16 protein-coding genes and 1 tRNA gene are annotated in these 17,288 nt (G+C 28.8%); 4 read left to right on the top strand and 13 right to left on the bottom strand.

Annotation, left to right across the window (positions count from 1 at the left end; genetic code table 11):
• Positions 1 to 312: 312 nt before the first annotated feature.
• The gene (gene mnmG / locus MC061_RS00275) at positions 313 to 2,181 is read left to right on the top strand and encodes a tRNA uridine-5-carboxymethylaminomethyl(34) synthesis enzyme MnmG (RefSeq protein WP_259535923.1); all 1,869 of its coding nucleotides are present in this window, start codon (positions 313 to 315) and stop codon (positions 2,179 to 2,181) included.
• Positions 2,182 to 2,207: 26 nt separating this feature from the next.
• Positions 2,208 to 3,875 (top strand): aminopeptidase P family protein, encoded by a 1,668-nt coding sequence (locus MC061_RS00280; protein WP_259535925.1) that lies wholly within the window; start codon positions 2,208 to 2,210, stop codon positions 3,873 to 3,875.
• A gap of 161 nt (positions 3,876 to 4,036) precedes the next feature.
• Here MC061_RS00280 and MC061_RS00285 read toward each other — a convergent pair whose 3' ends face one another.
• The 11 genes from MC061_RS00285 to MC061_RS00330 form a co-directional block, all read right to left on the bottom strand.
• Positions 4,037 to 5,002 (bottom strand): beta-ketoacyl-ACP synthase III, encoded by a 966-nt coding sequence (locus MC061_RS00285; RefSeq protein ID WP_259535927.1) that lies wholly within the window; start codon positions 5,000 to 5,002, stop codon positions 4,037 to 4,039.
• Positions 4,995 to 6,023, bottom strand: a complete 1,029-nt coding sequence (gene plsX, locus MC061_RS00290) for a phosphate acyltransferase PlsX (RefSeq protein WP_259535929.1) — start codon at positions 6,021 to 6,023, stop codon at positions 4,995 to 4,997. The genes MC061_RS00285 and plsX overlap by 8 nt, the downstream gene beginning before the upstream one ends.
• A gap of 29 nt (positions 6,024 to 6,052) precedes the next feature.
• Positions 6,053 to 6,235 carry a 50S ribosomal protein L32 gene (rpmF, locus tag MC061_RS00295; protein ID WP_259535931.1) on the bottom strand — a complete coding sequence of 61 codons (183 nt, stop codon included), beginning with the start codon at positions 6,233 to 6,235 and terminating at the stop codon, positions 6,053 to 6,055.
• Positions 6,236 to 6,439: 204 nt separating this feature from the next.
• Positions 6,440 to 6,829: a cytochrome c maturation protein CcmE gene (gene ccmE, locus MC061_RS00300; protein ID WP_259535933.1), complete on the bottom strand. Its 390-nt coding sequence runs from the start codon at positions 6,827 to 6,829 to the stop codon at positions 6,440 to 6,442.
• Positions 6,813 to 6,950 carry a CcmD-like small membrane protein gene (locus tag MC061_RS02660; RefSeq protein ID WP_458695057.1) on the bottom strand — a complete coding sequence of 46 codons (138 nt, stop codon included), beginning with the start codon at positions 6,948 to 6,950 and terminating at the stop codon, positions 6,813 to 6,815. The genes ccmE and MC061_RS02660 overlap by 17 nt, the downstream gene beginning before the upstream one ends.
• Positions 6,947 to 7,690: a biotin--[acetyl-CoA-carboxylase] ligase gene (locus tag MC061_RS00305; RefSeq protein ID WP_259535934.1), complete on the bottom strand. Its 744-nt coding sequence runs from the start codon at positions 7,688 to 7,690 to the stop codon at positions 6,947 to 6,949. Before MC061_RS00305 ends, MC061_RS02660 begins: the two co-directional genes overlap by 4 nt.
• Before the next feature lie 3 nt (positions 7,691 to 7,693).
• Positions 7,694 to 9,094, bottom strand: a complete 1,401-nt coding sequence (locus tag MC061_RS00310) for an NADH-quinone oxidoreductase subunit N (RefSeq protein ID WP_259535936.1) — start codon at positions 9,092 to 9,094, stop codon at positions 7,694 to 7,696.
• Positions 9,091 to 10,548 carry a complex I subunit 4 family protein gene (locus MC061_RS00315; protein WP_410543433.1) on the bottom strand — a complete coding sequence of 486 codons (1,458 nt, stop codon included), beginning with the start codon at positions 10,546 to 10,548 and terminating at the stop codon, positions 9,091 to 9,093. Before MC061_RS00315 ends, MC061_RS00310 begins: the two co-directional genes overlap by 4 nt.
• 1 nt (position 10,549) lies before the next feature.
• Positions 10,550 to 12,406, bottom strand: coding sequence for an NADH-quinone oxidoreductase subunit L (nuoL, locus tag MC061_RS00320; protein WP_259535940.1), 1,857 nt, complete (start codon positions 12,404 to 12,406; stop codon positions 10,550 to 10,552).
• An 11-nt stretch (positions 12,407 to 12,417) separates the two neighbouring features.
• Complete coding sequence (nuoK, locus tag MC061_RS00325) at positions 12,418 to 12,729, bottom strand: NADH-quinone oxidoreductase subunit NuoK (RefSeq protein ID WP_259535942.1); 312 nt, start codon at positions 12,727 to 12,729, stop codon at positions 12,418 to 12,420.
• Complete coding sequence (locus MC061_RS00330; RefSeq protein ID WP_259535943.1) at positions 12,717 to 13,307, bottom strand: NADH-quinone oxidoreductase subunit J; 591 nt, start codon at positions 13,305 to 13,307, stop codon at positions 12,717 to 12,719. The genes nuoK and MC061_RS00330 overlap by 13 nt, the downstream gene beginning before the upstream one ends.
• A gap of 304 nt (positions 13,308 to 13,611) precedes the next feature.
• Between MC061_RS00330 and MC061_RS00335 the strand changes: the two genes are divergently transcribed.
• Together MC061_RS00335 and MC061_RS00340 are read left to right on the top strand one after the other, a co-directional pair.
• Positions 13,612 to 15,540: an ATP-dependent helicase gene (locus MC061_RS00335; RefSeq protein ID WP_259535945.1), complete on the top strand. Its 1,929-nt coding sequence runs from the start codon at positions 13,612 to 13,614 to the stop codon at positions 15,538 to 15,540.
• A gap of 153 nt (positions 15,541 to 15,693) precedes the next feature.
• Positions 15,694 to 15,766: transfer RNA gene (locus MC061_RS00340), tRNA-His, on the top strand.
• Between the two features lie 44 nt (positions 15,767 to 15,810).
• Here the strand turns inward: MC061_RS00340 and MC061_RS00345 are convergent.
• Both MC061_RS00345 and MC061_RS00350 read right to left on the bottom strand, forming a co-directional pair.
• Positions 15,811 to 16,569 (bottom strand): alpha/beta hydrolase, encoded by a 759-nt coding sequence (locus MC061_RS00345; RefSeq protein WP_259536207.1) that lies wholly within the window; start codon positions 16,567 to 16,569, stop codon positions 15,811 to 15,813.
• A gap of 10 nt (positions 16,570 to 16,579) precedes the next feature.
• Positions 16,580 to 17,104, bottom strand: a complete 525-nt coding sequence (locus MC061_RS00350; protein ID WP_259535947.1) for a c-type cytochrome — start codon at positions 17,102 to 17,104, stop codon at positions 16,580 to 16,582.
• Positions 17,105 to 17,288 lie beyond the last annotated feature (184 nt).

Raw genomic sequence — 17,288 nt, forward strand, 5'->3', positions numbered from 1 at the left:
TTATCTATATTGGAATTATCATTGAATCATAATATACTTAATAAAGATCATTTTATTAGTATTGTGTAATAAAATTACTTTAATTTTTACTATATGTACAATATTTTATATTTTTAATATTTAATAGAGTACAAAATTTTTTAGTAATTCATACGCAATTTTGTTTATTATTATTTCTCATTTGCTTGCTTTTTTTTAATTGTATATTCTTTTTTGCATGTATTATAAGATCATGTCGCATATAATTAAGAATTAAAAAAATTAAAATAGTAAAGAGAAGTACCATAAATATGGTGAAGGATCATTTATAATATGTCTACATATGATATAATAGTAATAGGTGGAGGACATGCAGGATGTGAGGCTGCCACTGCAGCCGCGAGACTTGGTGCCAACACTCTTATGATCACTCATAAAATTTCTACTATAGGTGAAATGTCTTGTAATCCCGCAATTGGCGGAATTGCAAAAGGAGTGGTAGTAAGAGAAATAGATGCTCTAGATGGTATAATGGGAAGGGCAATTGATCAATCAAGTATACATTCAGTAATATTGAATAAAAGTCGCGGTGCGGCAGTATGGGGACCACGAGCACAAGCAGATCGAAAATTATATAAAAACGCAATACAAAATATAATATTCAATTATAATAATTTGACTGTAAAAGAAGGAACAGTAGATGATATAATCATCAAGCAAAATAGTAATAGTATGCCTTATATCAACGCTATTATTACCCACTTAGGTGAGTATATTTCAGCAAGTAAAGTCATCTTAACAACAGGTACTTTTTTACAAGCTATCATGCATATAGGTAAACAAAAGATGTCTGCAGGTAGGATGGGAGATCAATCAGCATTAGAACTTTCGCAAGCTCTCAAGAAATACAATTTTAAATTAGGAAGATTACGTACAGGTACTCCTCCAAGACTCGCTCATAATAGTATCAATTGGTCAATATTACAAGAGCAGAAAGGTGACCATCCACCTATACCTTTCTCTTATTTAACAAATAATATTACACAAGCTCAAGTATCATGTTTCATGACTCATACCAATAATACTACACACAATATTATACGAAAGCATCTTCATGAATCAGCTTCTTCATATTTGGATAATATCATATCACCAAGATACTGTCCTTCTATTGAAATGAAAATTAATAAGTTTGCAGATAAAAATAGTCATCAAGTATTCCTAGAACCAGAAGGATTAAATTCCAATACTATATATCCAAATGGAATTTCAAATTCATTACCAATACAAGTACAAGTTGCAATGATTCAAAGTATTAAAGGGCTTGAACGTGCTGAAATACTTGTTCCTGGCTATGCAGTTGAATACAATTATATTGATCCCAGAGAGCTATTACATACATTGGAAACTAAAAAAATTCATGGTCTATATTTTGCAGGACAAATTAACGGTACTACTGGATATGAAGAAGCTGCAGGTCAGGGTATTATTGCTGGAGTGAATGCTGCTCTCTCATTATATCACAAAAAAGAAAGCTTTATATTATATCGCATTGATTCATATATTGGAGTGATGATAGATGATCTTGTCACAAAAGGTGTCCTAGAGCCTTATAGGCTATTTACTTCACGTGCAGAATACAGATTATCCATTAGATCAGATAATGCAGATCAACGATTAACACAAAAGGGTTATGATATTTCACTTGTATCAAATACACGATACTCTGTATTTAAGAAAAAACTACAAGAAATTCAAGAATTTCAAGATCAATTAAAACGATTAACTATTTCTCCTACTCAACTTCAAGAACATGGTATTCTTCTCTCTCATGATGGAGTCAAAAAAACTGCATTAGATTTACTCAGTTATTCGAATATTAACTGGAATATATTACAGACAATATGGCCAAAATTATCTTCCAAGTATCATAATATCCGTAATCTCATTGAGATTGAAGCAAAATATAAACCTTATCTCATAAGACAAGCAGCAGATATTAAATTTTTAAAACAAGAAATTAATACATGCATTCCAATACACTTAGACTATTCGAAGATAGTAGGTTTATCACGTGAAATAGTAGATAAATTACAAATACTCAAACCCTCTACAATTGGCATTGCACAGCAAGTAGAAGGAGTCACGCCAGCAGCAATAGTAAGTATATTAATATATCTCAAAAATCATATCATGCAGTGATAGATTAATTCTTTTTAAGCAACATAATGTTACATCTCACAGAGTTTCGGACTTTTATAAAAAATATTAATATTGATTTATTTATGTTAAATGCTATAGATAAATATCTCAATGAATCTACAAAAACATTGACACAGATTTGTGGTTTTACAGGTACAAATGGCATATTGATCATTACAAAAAAGAGTAAATGCCCATTTTTTACAGATGGTAGATATATCACGCAAGCTAGCATGCAACTTGCTACACAATATTTTCATGTATATGACATACGAGAGCTACATCCAAAGGAATGGATAAAAAAGAATATCAAAAATTCTACTACCTTAGGATATTATTCTCATCATTTTACTTTACAAGACATTAGACAGTATTGTGGACTATGTCAACTTATACCTTACTCAATTAACAGTTATAGTTATCAAAAACAAATGATTACTATACATCCTATGAAATATTCCGGTGAAAGTAGCAAAAGTAAATGCATACGAGTATCTCAAAGTATAAAACACAAAGATACAACACTGCTTTTAACAGATTCAAATTCAATTTCCTGGTTATTAAATTTAAGAAATAATCATAATCAATATTCTCCCTATATTAAGGGAATTGCTTTATTATATAAACAAGGTAATATTGACCTCTTTACTGTAAATCTTGAATATCAAACGATCACTTATAATCTAGAAGATCATATCAGAATGAGAGATATTAGATTACTAGAGCAATCGATACAGAATTTATTATCAATAGCGATCATTCCAAGTTCAATTCCAATGAATATTATCTCAATGATAAAAAGCCATCAACATCTTATTGAGGTGCAGGATCCTTGCATGATTTATCAAGCAATAAAAAATCACACTGAAATTCTTGGTACCATTAATGCTCATATTAAAGATGGTAGAGCGGTAACAAATTTTCTGTACTGGTGTCTCAATAATATTGATACAGAAATCCATGCTGAAGAACAGCTTTTTAAATACCGTAAAAAGCAACCATTATTTCAACAATCTAGCTTTGCTACTATTTCTGCATTTCATACAAATGCAGCAATAATTCATTATCGAGCTAATCATAAATCTAATACTCTTATCCAAAGTGATGGATTATATTTGATTGATTCTGGAGGTCAATATTTAGATGGTACAACTGATGTCACAAGAACTATAGCTATTGGTAATCCTACTAACCAACAAATCATAGATTATACAATCGTATTAAAAGCTCATATTGCAATAGCAAATGCTTGTTTTCCTAAAGGAACTACTGGTGGAGAATTAGATATTTTAGCACGAATTCATCTTTGGAAATATGGTATGGATTATCCACATAGTACAGGTCATGGTGTAGGAAGTTATTTATCAGTACATGAAGGAACTTATGCAATATCAAAAGGTAATCAAGTCATTCTTATGCCAGGTATGATTTTGTCTAATGAGCCGGGTTATTATATTCCAGATAACTATGGTATAAGAATTGAAAATCTCATGTATGTTACACACCATCAAGGCATTTTTTTAAAATTTCAACAACTAACATGTGTACCGTATGATAGAAGATTAATAGATATCAAAATGCTCAATGCAGAAGAAGTGATATGGATTAATTTATATCATCAATTTGTTTATAAACATCTAGAGCGATATGTACAAGATAGAGCGTGGTTACAAACCATATGTAAAGCATTATAATACACAGAACAATTACTATATATCATGATAATGATATACATGCATCAATAACATTAATCATTCATGGTGGTTTAAATAAAAAATTAAATAACATATAAGAGAACCTCTAAAAGAGTCTAGGTGATGAGAATAACAAGTATAGTGTATATATATTCCTGTATTTAGTAACGCAATAATACTGAGCCCCAACTCAATCCTGCTCCTATTGCAATCAACAAGATTAGATCTCCCCGTTGAATTTTTGCTTCTTGTATTGCATGATCAAATGCAAGCGGAATAGATGCCGATGAAGTATTAGCATGTTTTTCCACTGTTTGAATTACTTTTTCTCTCGGAAATTTTGCTTCTTTAACTATAGCATCGATAATGCGAGTATTTGCTTGATGTGGAATCAGCCATTTAATATCATGTACATTTAAGTTATTAAACTGTAAAGTATCATTTATTAATGATGTTAATTTATCTACTGCATATTGAAAGACTTTTCTACCATTCATACAGATTTTGCCTGCTGTACCAGTGCTTGAAATCCCACCATTAGTATACAAAATATCTATTTCACCATCAGAGTATAAACTAGTTGAAATGATACCTTGATAAGTCTTATTAGAGGCATGAGATTTCATAATAACTGCACCTGCCCCATCACCAAAAAGAATACAAGTAGCTCTATCTTGCCAATCAACAATTCTAGACATAGTTTCTGCACCGATGACTAATGCGTATTTAATATTGTCATTATATCTCATATAGGAATCTGCAATTGTCATGGCATATATAAAACCAGAACACGCTGCTTGAATATCAAAAGCACATGCGTTGTAACATTGTAACTTATTTTGTACAATTGATGCACAGCTAGGAAGAGTCTTATCAGGAGTTGTTGTTGCAATTATGATTAAATTAATATCACTAACTGTAATTTTCGCTTTATCAATAGCATTTCTTGCAGCATGTACTGCTAAATCTGAAGTATATTCTTCAGTATTTGCAATATGTCTTTGAGTAATTCCTGTTCTCTGTCTTATCCATTGATCATTTGTATCTACTTGTAACGCAAGTGTATTATTCGAAAGTATCCTTTTTGGTAAATAAGAACCAGTACTGAAGATATAATTTTTAATCAATGTGACTGACCTCATGGATGATTTTGTGATTTAATTTTTCGAGAATTGTTTGTACTGCAAATTGTATGGCATGACCAAAAGAAATAGCATCAGCATTACCATGACTTTTTATTACAATACCATTCAATCCTAAAAACATAGCACCACCTCTTATTTTAGGGTCAAAAGTGATAAATGCTCTTTTTAGTTTCTTTTTTAGCAATGAACCTAAAATCCAAGAATTATATAATTCATATTTTATTACATCTAAAAAAGTATTAGCAGTAGCTTCAGCGGTTTTAAGCATGACATTACCGACAAATCCATCTGCTACTATTACATCAACATTGCCTTCTAAAAATTCACTTGCCTCTATATAACCTTTAAAATTAATTGTATGAGATGTATTTTTTAGTAAGCTAAAAGCTCTACGCACTGAATCATTTCCTTTTATTTCTTCTGTACCAATATTTAATAAGGCAATCTCTGGATGAGAAATTTTTAGTGCAATTTTTGCGAGAATACTTCCCATTAATGCAAATTGAAATAATGTTTCGCCATTACAATCAACATTAGCACCTAGATCCAGTAAAATACAGTTTTTTGTTTTAGTAGGTAAGATTGAAGCAATGGCAGGACGATAGATATTAGGTAATGTACCTAAAATAATTCTAGAAATAGCCATTAATGCACCAGTATTACCTGAAGAGATTACTCCAGAAGCTTCACCTATTTTTACTGCTAAAATTGCGGATTTCATACTTGAATCTTTCCTATATCTTAAAGCAAAAGATGGTCTATCATTTGCAAGAATATTATCAGTACAATGAGTAAATTGAGAATTATTACTTACTTTTTTATACTTTATAATCAATGGATATACTTGTTGATAATCTCCATAAATTTGAAAAAAGACTGTAGTATGTACATCATTCAGATGAGCTAAAAAAAAATTAATACCTTGAATGATAGAAAGAGGTGCATAATCTCCTCCCATAGCATCAAGTGCAATTACTATATTATTTTTCATATTAGAATACATCAAATGAGATAGTATAATATATCAGATATTTATTCTGATTGATGTATTATAAAAATCTGTTTTCCCTTATAGCTACCATCACTTGCTATATTATGAGATAACATAAATTCTCCAGTTTTTGAGCATACTACAACATTTTGTGATTGAATTGCATTGTGAGAACGATGCATGTTACGTCTTGATTTTGATTTTTTTCTTTTTGGTACTGCCATAGTATACCTGATCTATCTATTAAATAATACTGATTATTAGTAACATGTTTTATATAGGAAGTAAATAATATAGATTATAGAGTGTTTACGAGATCTATCATTAATTCTTATATTTGTATATAGCACGCATCCAGTACTATGCATTTTTGATTATTTTATAATTGATAATATTTAATATATAACAATATATTATTTCTTGATGTATTATTTTTTGGGAATATAGTGTTCATCATGTTTTGCAAAGACAAATTCTGCAAGAAAAATATTATTGTTATCTGTCATTTTACCTTGTACGACTACGCCACTACCTTCTGAAAACATTGGCGGTAATATACCTTGATATATTACCGTCATAATCTGATTGAGATCAGTTATTTGAAATAGTAACTCATTTTCTGTATATAATATACTATCATTCATCACTATCCCTCCAATACGGATTGGATTTTTATAATTTGTTAATACTACAGCCTCACTCACTGTATAGTAAAATGATATATTATCTTTTAATATCATTAAAACATATAAGATGAGGCAGTTTAAAAACAAGAAGAATCCTAATATTGTCAATAATCTTTTATGTTTTTTCTTCATTATTTTGTTTTATGGTTTTTAACATTTTTTTACTTTTTATATAGCAAGAAAAAGTAAATATTAATTCTCCCATCATTAATATACAACTCATGAGATAGGCGATCAGTACATATTGATTCATAATAAATTATTAAAAAAAAGCTCACCTGCATTAAAATACATTAAACTGCTGTCTTTTATCTTTAATATTAATTGACCTTTGTCATCTATATCAATAAATGTACCTTCATATACTTTATGAGATAATTGTATACTAATTTTCTGTTCTATATTCAATGCTTTCATAAGCCACATATTTCGTATTATATTAAAGCCATGATCAAGCCATTTTTTTCTTATCTTGATAAAATTTATAATTAGCTTATTTAATAATATTAAATTGGATATTTTCAGATCTTCTTTATTCATGTATTCATATAAAGAAGTACTTACACAAGAAATAGGAGAATCATGTATATTAATACCAATACCTATCACTATCCAATTAGAATAAGATTTTTTTTCAATCAATATTCCACTAATTTTCTTACTATCCATCAAAATATCATTCGGCCATTTATATTGGATATTAAAATTATGTCCAAATGATTTTAATGTCTCTCCAACTGCTAAAGCAGTAACAAACGTTAATTCTGTGAGTTTCTCAATATTAGTCATCTGCTTGATGATTAAGCTTCCATAGAAATTTTTTTCTAGAGAAATCCATTTTTTACCAATTCTACCTTTTCCCTTTACTTGTTTATTTGCTATAATGATCGATTCAGATGATAATCCATTCTCAATCATCTGAAATGCCGATTCATTCGTACTTAATACTTCTTTATAATGATAAATATGAAAATCTTCTGAAATATTTTGCATAAATCATTTTATTAAACCTATAGTAAGAGAGTTAATGAACCAAGATATCTTATCTAAGAATATAAAGCATAGAATATTCAGTAATGAAATCAATGAAATAACATAAATAAGAGTTTGAGAATAATTAATTTGCTCATCTACTGCATGATCAAAATAGATCATTTTTATGATATTTAAATAATAGTAACATGATATTATACTTGAGATTGCAAGAATCACAGATGTTATAAAATATCCGGATTGTATTAAGCTGTTGAATACAAACAATTTGGCAAAAAATCCTGCTAGTGGTGGAAGACCGGACATTGAGAGAAATAATATACTCATATGGAATGCTAATACAGGAGATTTAATTCTCATACTAGAAAGATGAGTAATATTGCAATCATCATCATCAATTTGAATAAAAAATGCAAATAAACCTACAGTTGTGATAACATATATCAGTAAATATATTAAAGCACTACTTATGCCTTCTTGTGTAAAGACACTCAATGAAGCAAGAATAAAGCCAACATGGCCTATTGAGCTATAAGCTAATAACCTTTTCATATTGCGTTGATGTAATGCTCCAAATGAAGAAAGTAATACAGATAGTAATGCGCAGCACAAAAAAATAGGCTGAAAATTCTGTCCTATACTAATTAATTCCTCATTGAGAAAACGAATTAAAAATGTCACAAGAGTAACCTTGGGAGATGTAGAAAAAAATGCAGTGATAATTGTCGGTGCACCCTGATAAACATCAGGAACCCATATATGAAAAGGCGCAATAGCTAATTTAAAGCACAAGGCAATAATAATAAATAATAATCCAAATAATAACCCATAACTAATTTGATTATTAGTATAAAATATGCTAATTTCAGAAAAATTTACTTTTCCTGTATATCCATATATTAAGGAAATGCCATATAACATAATACAGGACGAAAGTATACTGAGAATAAAGTATTTTATCCCTGCTTCACATGAATATTGCGAATCTTTATTATATGCTGTGAGAATATATAAAGAGAGATTCATTAATTCAAAAGATAAGTAAAAAGAAATAAAACTATTGGATGCAATGACATTCAACATACCAAAGATACTCAAGAGTATTAATATTGAGACTTCATATTTATAATGAGTCTTTGATAAATACAATAATAAGAGTATTAAAATACCAGTAGTCAGAACTAGTAATTGAGCATATCTAATATAGCAGTTAAGTTTTAATAATGAATTTAAGATAAAGATTTCATGTGTATCTATCGTAAGTATTAACAGTATAAAAGTAATAATTGTGATAGATAGTGCTAATAAATTGATAGTTCTACTGTGTAATACGATACCCAGTAAGAGTAAACACATAGTAGAAGAAATAAAGAATAATTCTGGTAATATTTGTATATCAATCATAATTCATGATATTTCATTAGTAAATTTAATGTAAATGGCTTTAAATAATGAAATACTAAAGTAGGATAAATTCCTAGGATAATAATACAAGTTACAAGCATAATTAAAATGCAATACTCTATCCCACTTAGTGGTATATTAACAGATTGAGTAGTATTGATTCCCCAGATTATTTGTTTGCATAAATTGAGCATATATAAAGCACTCAAAATAGTACCCAATGTAATAAATCCTGCATATATAAATTTTGTTCTTGCAAAAATACCTAACATGGATAAAAATTCCCCTATAAAACCACATGTTCCAGGTAATCCTATTGCTGCCATAGTCAATATCATAAAAATGATACTAAATTTAGGTAGTAAATGTGCAAGACCAGAATATTGTGCAATTTTTAAAGACTGAAATCTAGAATATAAGATTCCAATACATAAGAATAGAGCAGTTGATATCAATCCATGACTAATCATCTGAAATATGGCTCCTAGTATTCCCTCTTCACAAAAAGAAAAAAGACCGGCTGTCACAAAACCCATATGTGATATTGAAGAATATGATATAAGTTTTTTCATATCACTTTGTGCAAATGCTATGAGAGAAGAATATATTATGCCAATAATACTGAGACATATGACATATTGTGAAAAATATATACTTGCTTGAGGGAGCATAGGGATAGAAAGTCTTAAAAATCCATATCCTCCCATTTTAATCAGTAATCCAGCTAAAATGATAGATCCAGAAGTAGGGGATTGAACATGTACATCAGGTAGCCAAGTGTGAAATGGAATCATCGGTACTTTTATTGCAAAAGCGATAAAGAAGAGAATCCATAATAATAATTGAGATCTAAAATCAATCTGCGGTACTAGTATTGATAATTTTTGTATATCAGAAGTATGAAATATACTATACATATATATTAAGCCAATTAATAATAATAAAGAGCCAGTTAATGTATAGAGAAATAATTTAAATGTTGCATATATTCTATCTCTTCCTCCCCAAATCCCAATAATGAAGAACATGGGTATTAAAACTGCTTCAAAAAATATATAAAAACTTGTAATATGTAAAGAAATAAAAAAACCTATTATAAAACTCTCAAGTAATAAAAATAATGCTATATATAGTTTCAGAGATAAAATAGATAAGTTATAGATTTGTATATTATAAAATATACAAATAACAAATAAGAAAGTAGTTAATATTAAAAAGAGTAGCGAAAGACCATCTACACCAACGCCAAAATGTTTTATTGGATAGCTGATCAATTGAAATTCTATGCTTTGATAATCGAATTTTATCAGCACTATCAGACTTAGAAAAAAAGTCAGTAAGACACAAAATAGAGAAATATATCTGATAATATATTGAGAGTGAACGTTTACTTTGATCATCGCTAAAACCAAAGCACCTAATAGGGGTATCAAGAAAATACTTAATAATAACACTTTATTTCATTCTAATAACATATAAAGAAAAGAAGATCAGAGAGCAAAACATGATAAAGGCATAATCAAATATATAACCAGTGTGTAACTTGAGTGTCATGTTTGAGCATTTATTAATCAATTTGATCAGAGCTTTTGGTCCAAATGTATCAAGAATTGCAATATCAAAACTATATAGATATTGAGAGATGACTCTAATAGGTTTGACTATAAAAAATGAATAGAATTGATCAAAATACCATTTATTTTGGCATATACTACTTAATAATTGATTTTTTATTTGAGATATGATGTGATAATAATATATCAACCATGCTAGTGTAATTCCTATCATACTAACTATCATTGGCAGTAATTTTATAAAAAAATTATGTGTGTCATTATGGTTGATAAATTCTAAACTTGATTGCCAAAATATATTACTAGTGATATCTAATATATAAATTCCCCATATTCCAGAAAACATCGCTCCAAATGCAAGAATTAATAGCGGTATACACATAATTTTAGGAGGTCTGATGATCTTCAAGTTATTTGTTTTATGACTATGGAATACAATAATTAATAATCTCCAGGCATAAAGTGAAGTCCAGCATGTGACAATGAGACTGACTACAAAAGCAAATTTATGTGTATGATAAGCAATATCTATTATAAGATCTTTAGAATAAAAACCTGCAAATGGAAATATTCCTGATAGCGCAAGAGTTCCAATACACATCATAGCATAGGTAAAAGGCATTTTATTCCAACAGCAATTTTCCATTTTATGAATGTTCTGTTCATTATTCATAGTATAGATTATATTGCCTGCACCAAGAAATAGCAAAGCTTTAAAACAAGCATGTGTCATTAAATGAAAAATAGCAATATTATAAGCGGATAATCCACATGCCATGGACATATATCCAAGTTGACTACATGTGGAATATGCAATGATTTTTTTTATATTATTCTCTGTCATTGCAACTGTTGCACCAAAAATAGCAGTACATGCTCCAATGATCACTATAATTTCTCTCGTAATTTCTGATAGTGCAAATAAAGGAGAACATTTGGCTATTAAAAATATACCAGAAGTGACCATAGTAGCTGAGTGAATCAGTGCAGATACTGGAGTGGGACCTTCCATTGCATCTGGAAGCCAGATATGTAATCCTAGTTGCACAGATTTAGCCATAGCACCAATAAACAGTAATATACATATGACATGTATAGTATTACCATAAACATCAAGATTTTGAGTAGCTATATAATCAATTTGATCAAAGATATCAATAAATTTTAAAGTATGAAATATATGGTAAATAATAAATATTCCAATAAGTAGTGCACAATCTCCTATCCTATTCACTAAAAATGCTTTAAAAGCTGCTCTATTTGCAGAGGGTTTATGAAACCAAAATCCTATTAGTAAATAGGAACATACTCCTACTCCTTCCCAACCAAAGAATAACTGAAGAAAATTATCACTCATGACCATGATCATCATGAAAAAAGTAAACAATGATAAGTAAGAAAAAAAAATTCTTTTTGTCTTATCATGCTCCATATATCCAATAGAATATAGATGTACTACAAAAGAAATAGTTGTAATAATAATTAGCATAATAGATGAGAGTATATCTATATTGAATACCCAATCTACTTTTAATTTCTCAAGATATATTAAAGGAAATAAAATTAAGTGAATATTATGAGAGAAGGTAAGAAAAATATACCAAGAGAACAGCATAGAAATTCCTATACATCCTGTTGAAATGATTTGACCACTGAATATAGTATTTTTTCTCATATATACTGCATAGCATGATCCTAATAGTGGGAAAAATACTAGTAATGTTAGAATAATATACATCTATACCTTAACTATTCTTTCATTGAATTTATCTGTTGTATATCTACATTACCACGTTTTCTGTAATATAGTACTAGAATAGCCAGTCCTACTGCTGATTCTGCTGCTACAACTGTTAAAATAAACATAACAAAGATTTGTCCGATAATATCGTTCATAAAGGCAGAAAATGCAACTAAATTTAGATTAATCGCCAAAAATAGTATTTCTACTGAAAATAGTATATGCATGATAGTCTTACGATTAATAAATATACCATATATACCAATAGTAAATAAAAGGGCAGCAACAATCAAAAAATTATTTAGCTCTATTGTTTCCATTCTATTCCTTGTCGAAATTTAGTGTTGACCAACTGTACATATGAAGTATGCTGTATTTGCTTGACTCGATTTTGTTGTTTATGATGCTGTTTTTTACTTTGCAAAGTAAGAGTAATAGCACCAACAATTGCAGTTACAAGTAAAATACCAGATAGATGGAATGCATACATATATTCAGTATACAGTAAGTTGCCAATAGCATGTACATTATCAATGCTATACTGAATATTATTATTTGTATTGTTATTTGAGGTTTTAATTAAAAAATTGATTATCAGAAAAAAAATGATACAGAGCATAATGCTAGCAATTAAATACTTTGTGCGTCTGTGATACAATGCAATATGTTCATTATCAATCATCATAACGACAAAAAGAAATAAAATCGCAACTGCACCAATATATACTATAAGTATCATCATAGCAATGAACTCAGCTCCTAGGAGGATGAATAATCCTGAAGTGTATATAAAGGTAAGAATTAAAAATAATAATGCATGTACAGTATCTTGTAAAAGAATAACACAAACAGCTGATACAATACTTGAAAGTGAAAAAAAATAAAAGAAAAAATGCATTACTACCCTTGTAACTCATAATAGATATTAATGTAAAATAAATATGTTAATTAATCAATCTTTACAATATATCTGTTTGCAAGTACAGACAATATCTATCTCTTGACATAATCTAAAGTAGAGATGTTATATACTTTTTATTAATAATCTATCTATATAAGATTCATTATAAGATTCATTATAAGATTCATTATATAATACACAAATTATTTATATGCATTACTCAATGTAATGTGAATAAATACTATACATTATATAAATAATCAGGTTAATTGATCTTAGTAGGATTTGCAATTATAATTAGATGAATAATTATCTTTCTCTCTTAAATTCACAACAATACTCAGCTGTGATACACATAAAAGGTCCAGTCTTGATATTAGCTGGAGCGGGCACTGGAAAAACAAAAACCATTATTTCAAGAATCGCATATATTATATGTAATGGGCATGCTAATTCTCACGAAATATTAGCTGTAACATTTACAAATAGAGCAGCAAATGAAATGCTTTCAAGAATATTAAAGTTAACAAATATTCATAACATACCATGGTTTGGTACCTTTCATGGAATTGCAGTTAAAATTTTACGTGATCATGCTAACATTGTAGGATTAAACTCTAATTTTTCAATTATTAGTGTTGAGGAGCAATTACAGATAATCAAAAATATTATTAAGACAATAGATTCAAAGAATATCTCAAATAAATATAGTAATATTATGTATACTATTCAACAATGGAAGGAAAAATGCTTAACGCCTTATGAAGTAGAATGTCTATCAAATTCTAATGTAGCAAAAAATCTCATAGCATTACAAGTATACTATCAATATCAAGAAATATTACATCGTCTTAATGCTGTAGATTTTGGTGATTTGTTATTATATAATATACAAATCTTCAATCGTAATCGCGAGATTCTATCTTATTATCAATTGAAGTTTAAGTATATCATAGTAGATGAATATCAAGATACAAATACAATTCAATATTTATGGTTACAATATCTTGCAAAACATCATGCAAATATTTGCTGTGTAGGAGATGATGATCAACTAATATATAGTTGGCGTGGCGCAGAAGTTGAAAATATTTTTAATTTCTCTAATGATTTTGCAAATGCAAAAATCTTTAAACTAGAATGTAATTATCGATCTACTTCTCATATATTAGCAGCTGCATCTTATATGATAAACCACAATCAGGCGAGACTACAAAAAACATTGTGGACTAAAAATATTGCGGGAGATAAGGTCAAGATTATCAAACTAGTAAATAGTAAAGATGAAGCAAGATTTATTATTCAACAAATATTACAATTACATCAGTATAGATTGAGTGATATTGCAGTTTTAGTCAGAGCAAGTTTTCAAACTAGAGTGTTAGAAGAATTTTTTATAAAACACTCAGTACCTTACAAGGTACTGAGTGGAATAAGATTTTATGAACGTCAAGAAGTACAAGATATTATTGCATGTTTAAGATTAATTATAAATCATAATGATGATCTAGCTTTTAGTAGAATTATTAATCGCCCAAAAAGATATATAGGAGCTATCACTATACAAAAGATACACAAAATTGCTCAGTGTGACAATATTTCCTACTTGGCAGCATTAAAAGTGCTAATAGATAATCATCAAGTAACAGAAAGAATCAGATTTGCATTAAATAAATTTTTCAACGACATTAAGTATTTAACAGACCAAATCTCTACATGTCCACTGTACAGTTTTGTAGAAAAAATAGTTATTCAACTAGGATATATAACAATGCTTGAAAATGAAGGGATAACAGGCATAGTCAGAATGGAAAATATTAAAGAATTAATATCATCTTTAAAAGATTTTGATAATCCTAAAACTTTCTTAGAGCATATTAGTCTCGTAATGGATACAGATAATATTAAAAATAATGACGAACATTATGTATATATTATGACACTTCATGCATCTAAAGGACTTGAATTTCCATGTGTCTTTCTTCCTGGATGGGAAGAAGGATTATTTCCTCATCAAAGATCTTTTGGAGATAAAACTGGTAAAGCTTTAGAAGAAGAAAGACGTCTTGCATATGTTGGCATTACTCGAGCAAAATCAAAACTATTGATTTCATGTGTAGAGAGAAGAGAAATTAACAATCAATGGCATAAGATGTATATTTCACGCTTTATCAAAGAATTACCAAAAGAACATATTGAAATAATGACACGCAAAGTTTTTTTACCTTAAAAAATAGCAAATAACATATAAAGTTGAATGTCAAATATATGTTAAATCAGACCAATAAATATAGAGAATATTTGTAAGATAATAAATAATTAGTGCAAAATTTTCAATTGACTGTTAAGATCTATTTTAGATTGTTATTTCATCATAAAATTGGCGGGTGTAGCTTAGGTGGTAGAGCGTCAGTTTGTGGTACTGAATGTCGCCAGTTCGATTCTGGTCACTCGCCCCTTAAAATGTTTTAATGCGTCATTATCTTCAATATCACTGATTCTAAATGACAGATGATAAAAGCTCTTTTATTATTTTAAATAATTTTTCTATTGATGTATTATCAGACATATTATGTGATGCGGACTTGATCAAGTGTATTTCAACATCATTTGAAGCTATTTTATGTGCTAAATTTAATGAAGTATGATAAGGAACATCTTTATCATTCAGACTGTGTAGTAAACGTACAGGACAATATATCTCTATGAGATTCTTTGTCAAAAGTAGATTGTTTCGTCCATCTTCTATTAATTCTTTAGTGATTTGATATGTACAATTTTCATTATCATGTGCACTGAAGTGTATCATACCATATAAAGATAATGCTATCTTTTGCTGATCTGATAATTTTTCAAATATTAAGTTTTGAGTAAAATCTATAGCACATGAGATACCAATAAGAGCTAAAATCGTTTGTGGTAGTTGCATAGCAATAAGACACATCAACCAGCCTCCCATACTTGAGCCTATAATGATTTGTTTACCAATTGTCAATTGACTGATAATTTCTATACAATTTTGTTTCCAATCACTAATTGTATAATCAGTGAAATGACCGCTTGAAGTACCATGACCAAAATAATCAAATAATACAAGTGATAAGTCGTGTGCTTGGCAGAATTTATAAATAGCAGTTGCTTTAGTACCATTCATATCAGATCCAAAACCACCCAAAAACACTATAGAAGCTCTTGTTCCTCGTATCTGACGATATACTATATATTGATTATCTTGATCATATAATCTATCAACTTTAATATTCATATTATTATGGTAAGGCAACAGGAGTATCACTCATAGTACGTAAATAAGCAAGTAAATCAGCAATTTCTTGTGAATGTGCTATTCCACCAAATGCCATACGTGTACCTTTTATATATGATTTTGGATTCTGTAAAAAAAGAAATAATTCTTCATATCCCCATATTCCTCCCTTTGCAAGTAAGGCTTTTGAATAATAAAATGCATTACGATCGGCTTTTTTGCTACCGATTATATTCCACAAGTTTGGTCCTACTTTATGACCTTTCTCTTTTTCAAATGAGTGACATGCTATACATTTTTTTGATGCTAATTTACCTTTATCAAAATTGGCATTTTGCATAAGAGGTACTATATTCATAGCTACTTGCTCTATTTTATTTTTATTCTGATGTATTCTTTCATCATGTGATACTATGATTTGATGCTCAATATCTTGTTGAGGATTGTACAGTATATCCACTAAATTACTTACTAGTAATATCATAAGACCAGAAAATAATATCGATGCTGCAATTTTATTCAGTTCCATTCTTTTTAATATATATCAATTGATGATTCGATGTTCTGATTCGTAATACATATTATTATTTATTTAATATACTCCTACTTTATATAATCAGAAATTCAGAAAAAATACAATATTATTATAATGTATACTACAATGATATATTGCATATATAATGATATTTTTTTAAAATATGTGACATATCATA

Source organism: Wolbachia endosymbiont of Howardula sp. (assembly GCF_025021925.1).
GTDB lineage: Bacteria > Pseudomonadota > Alphaproteobacteria > Rickettsiales > Anaplasmataceae > Wolbachia.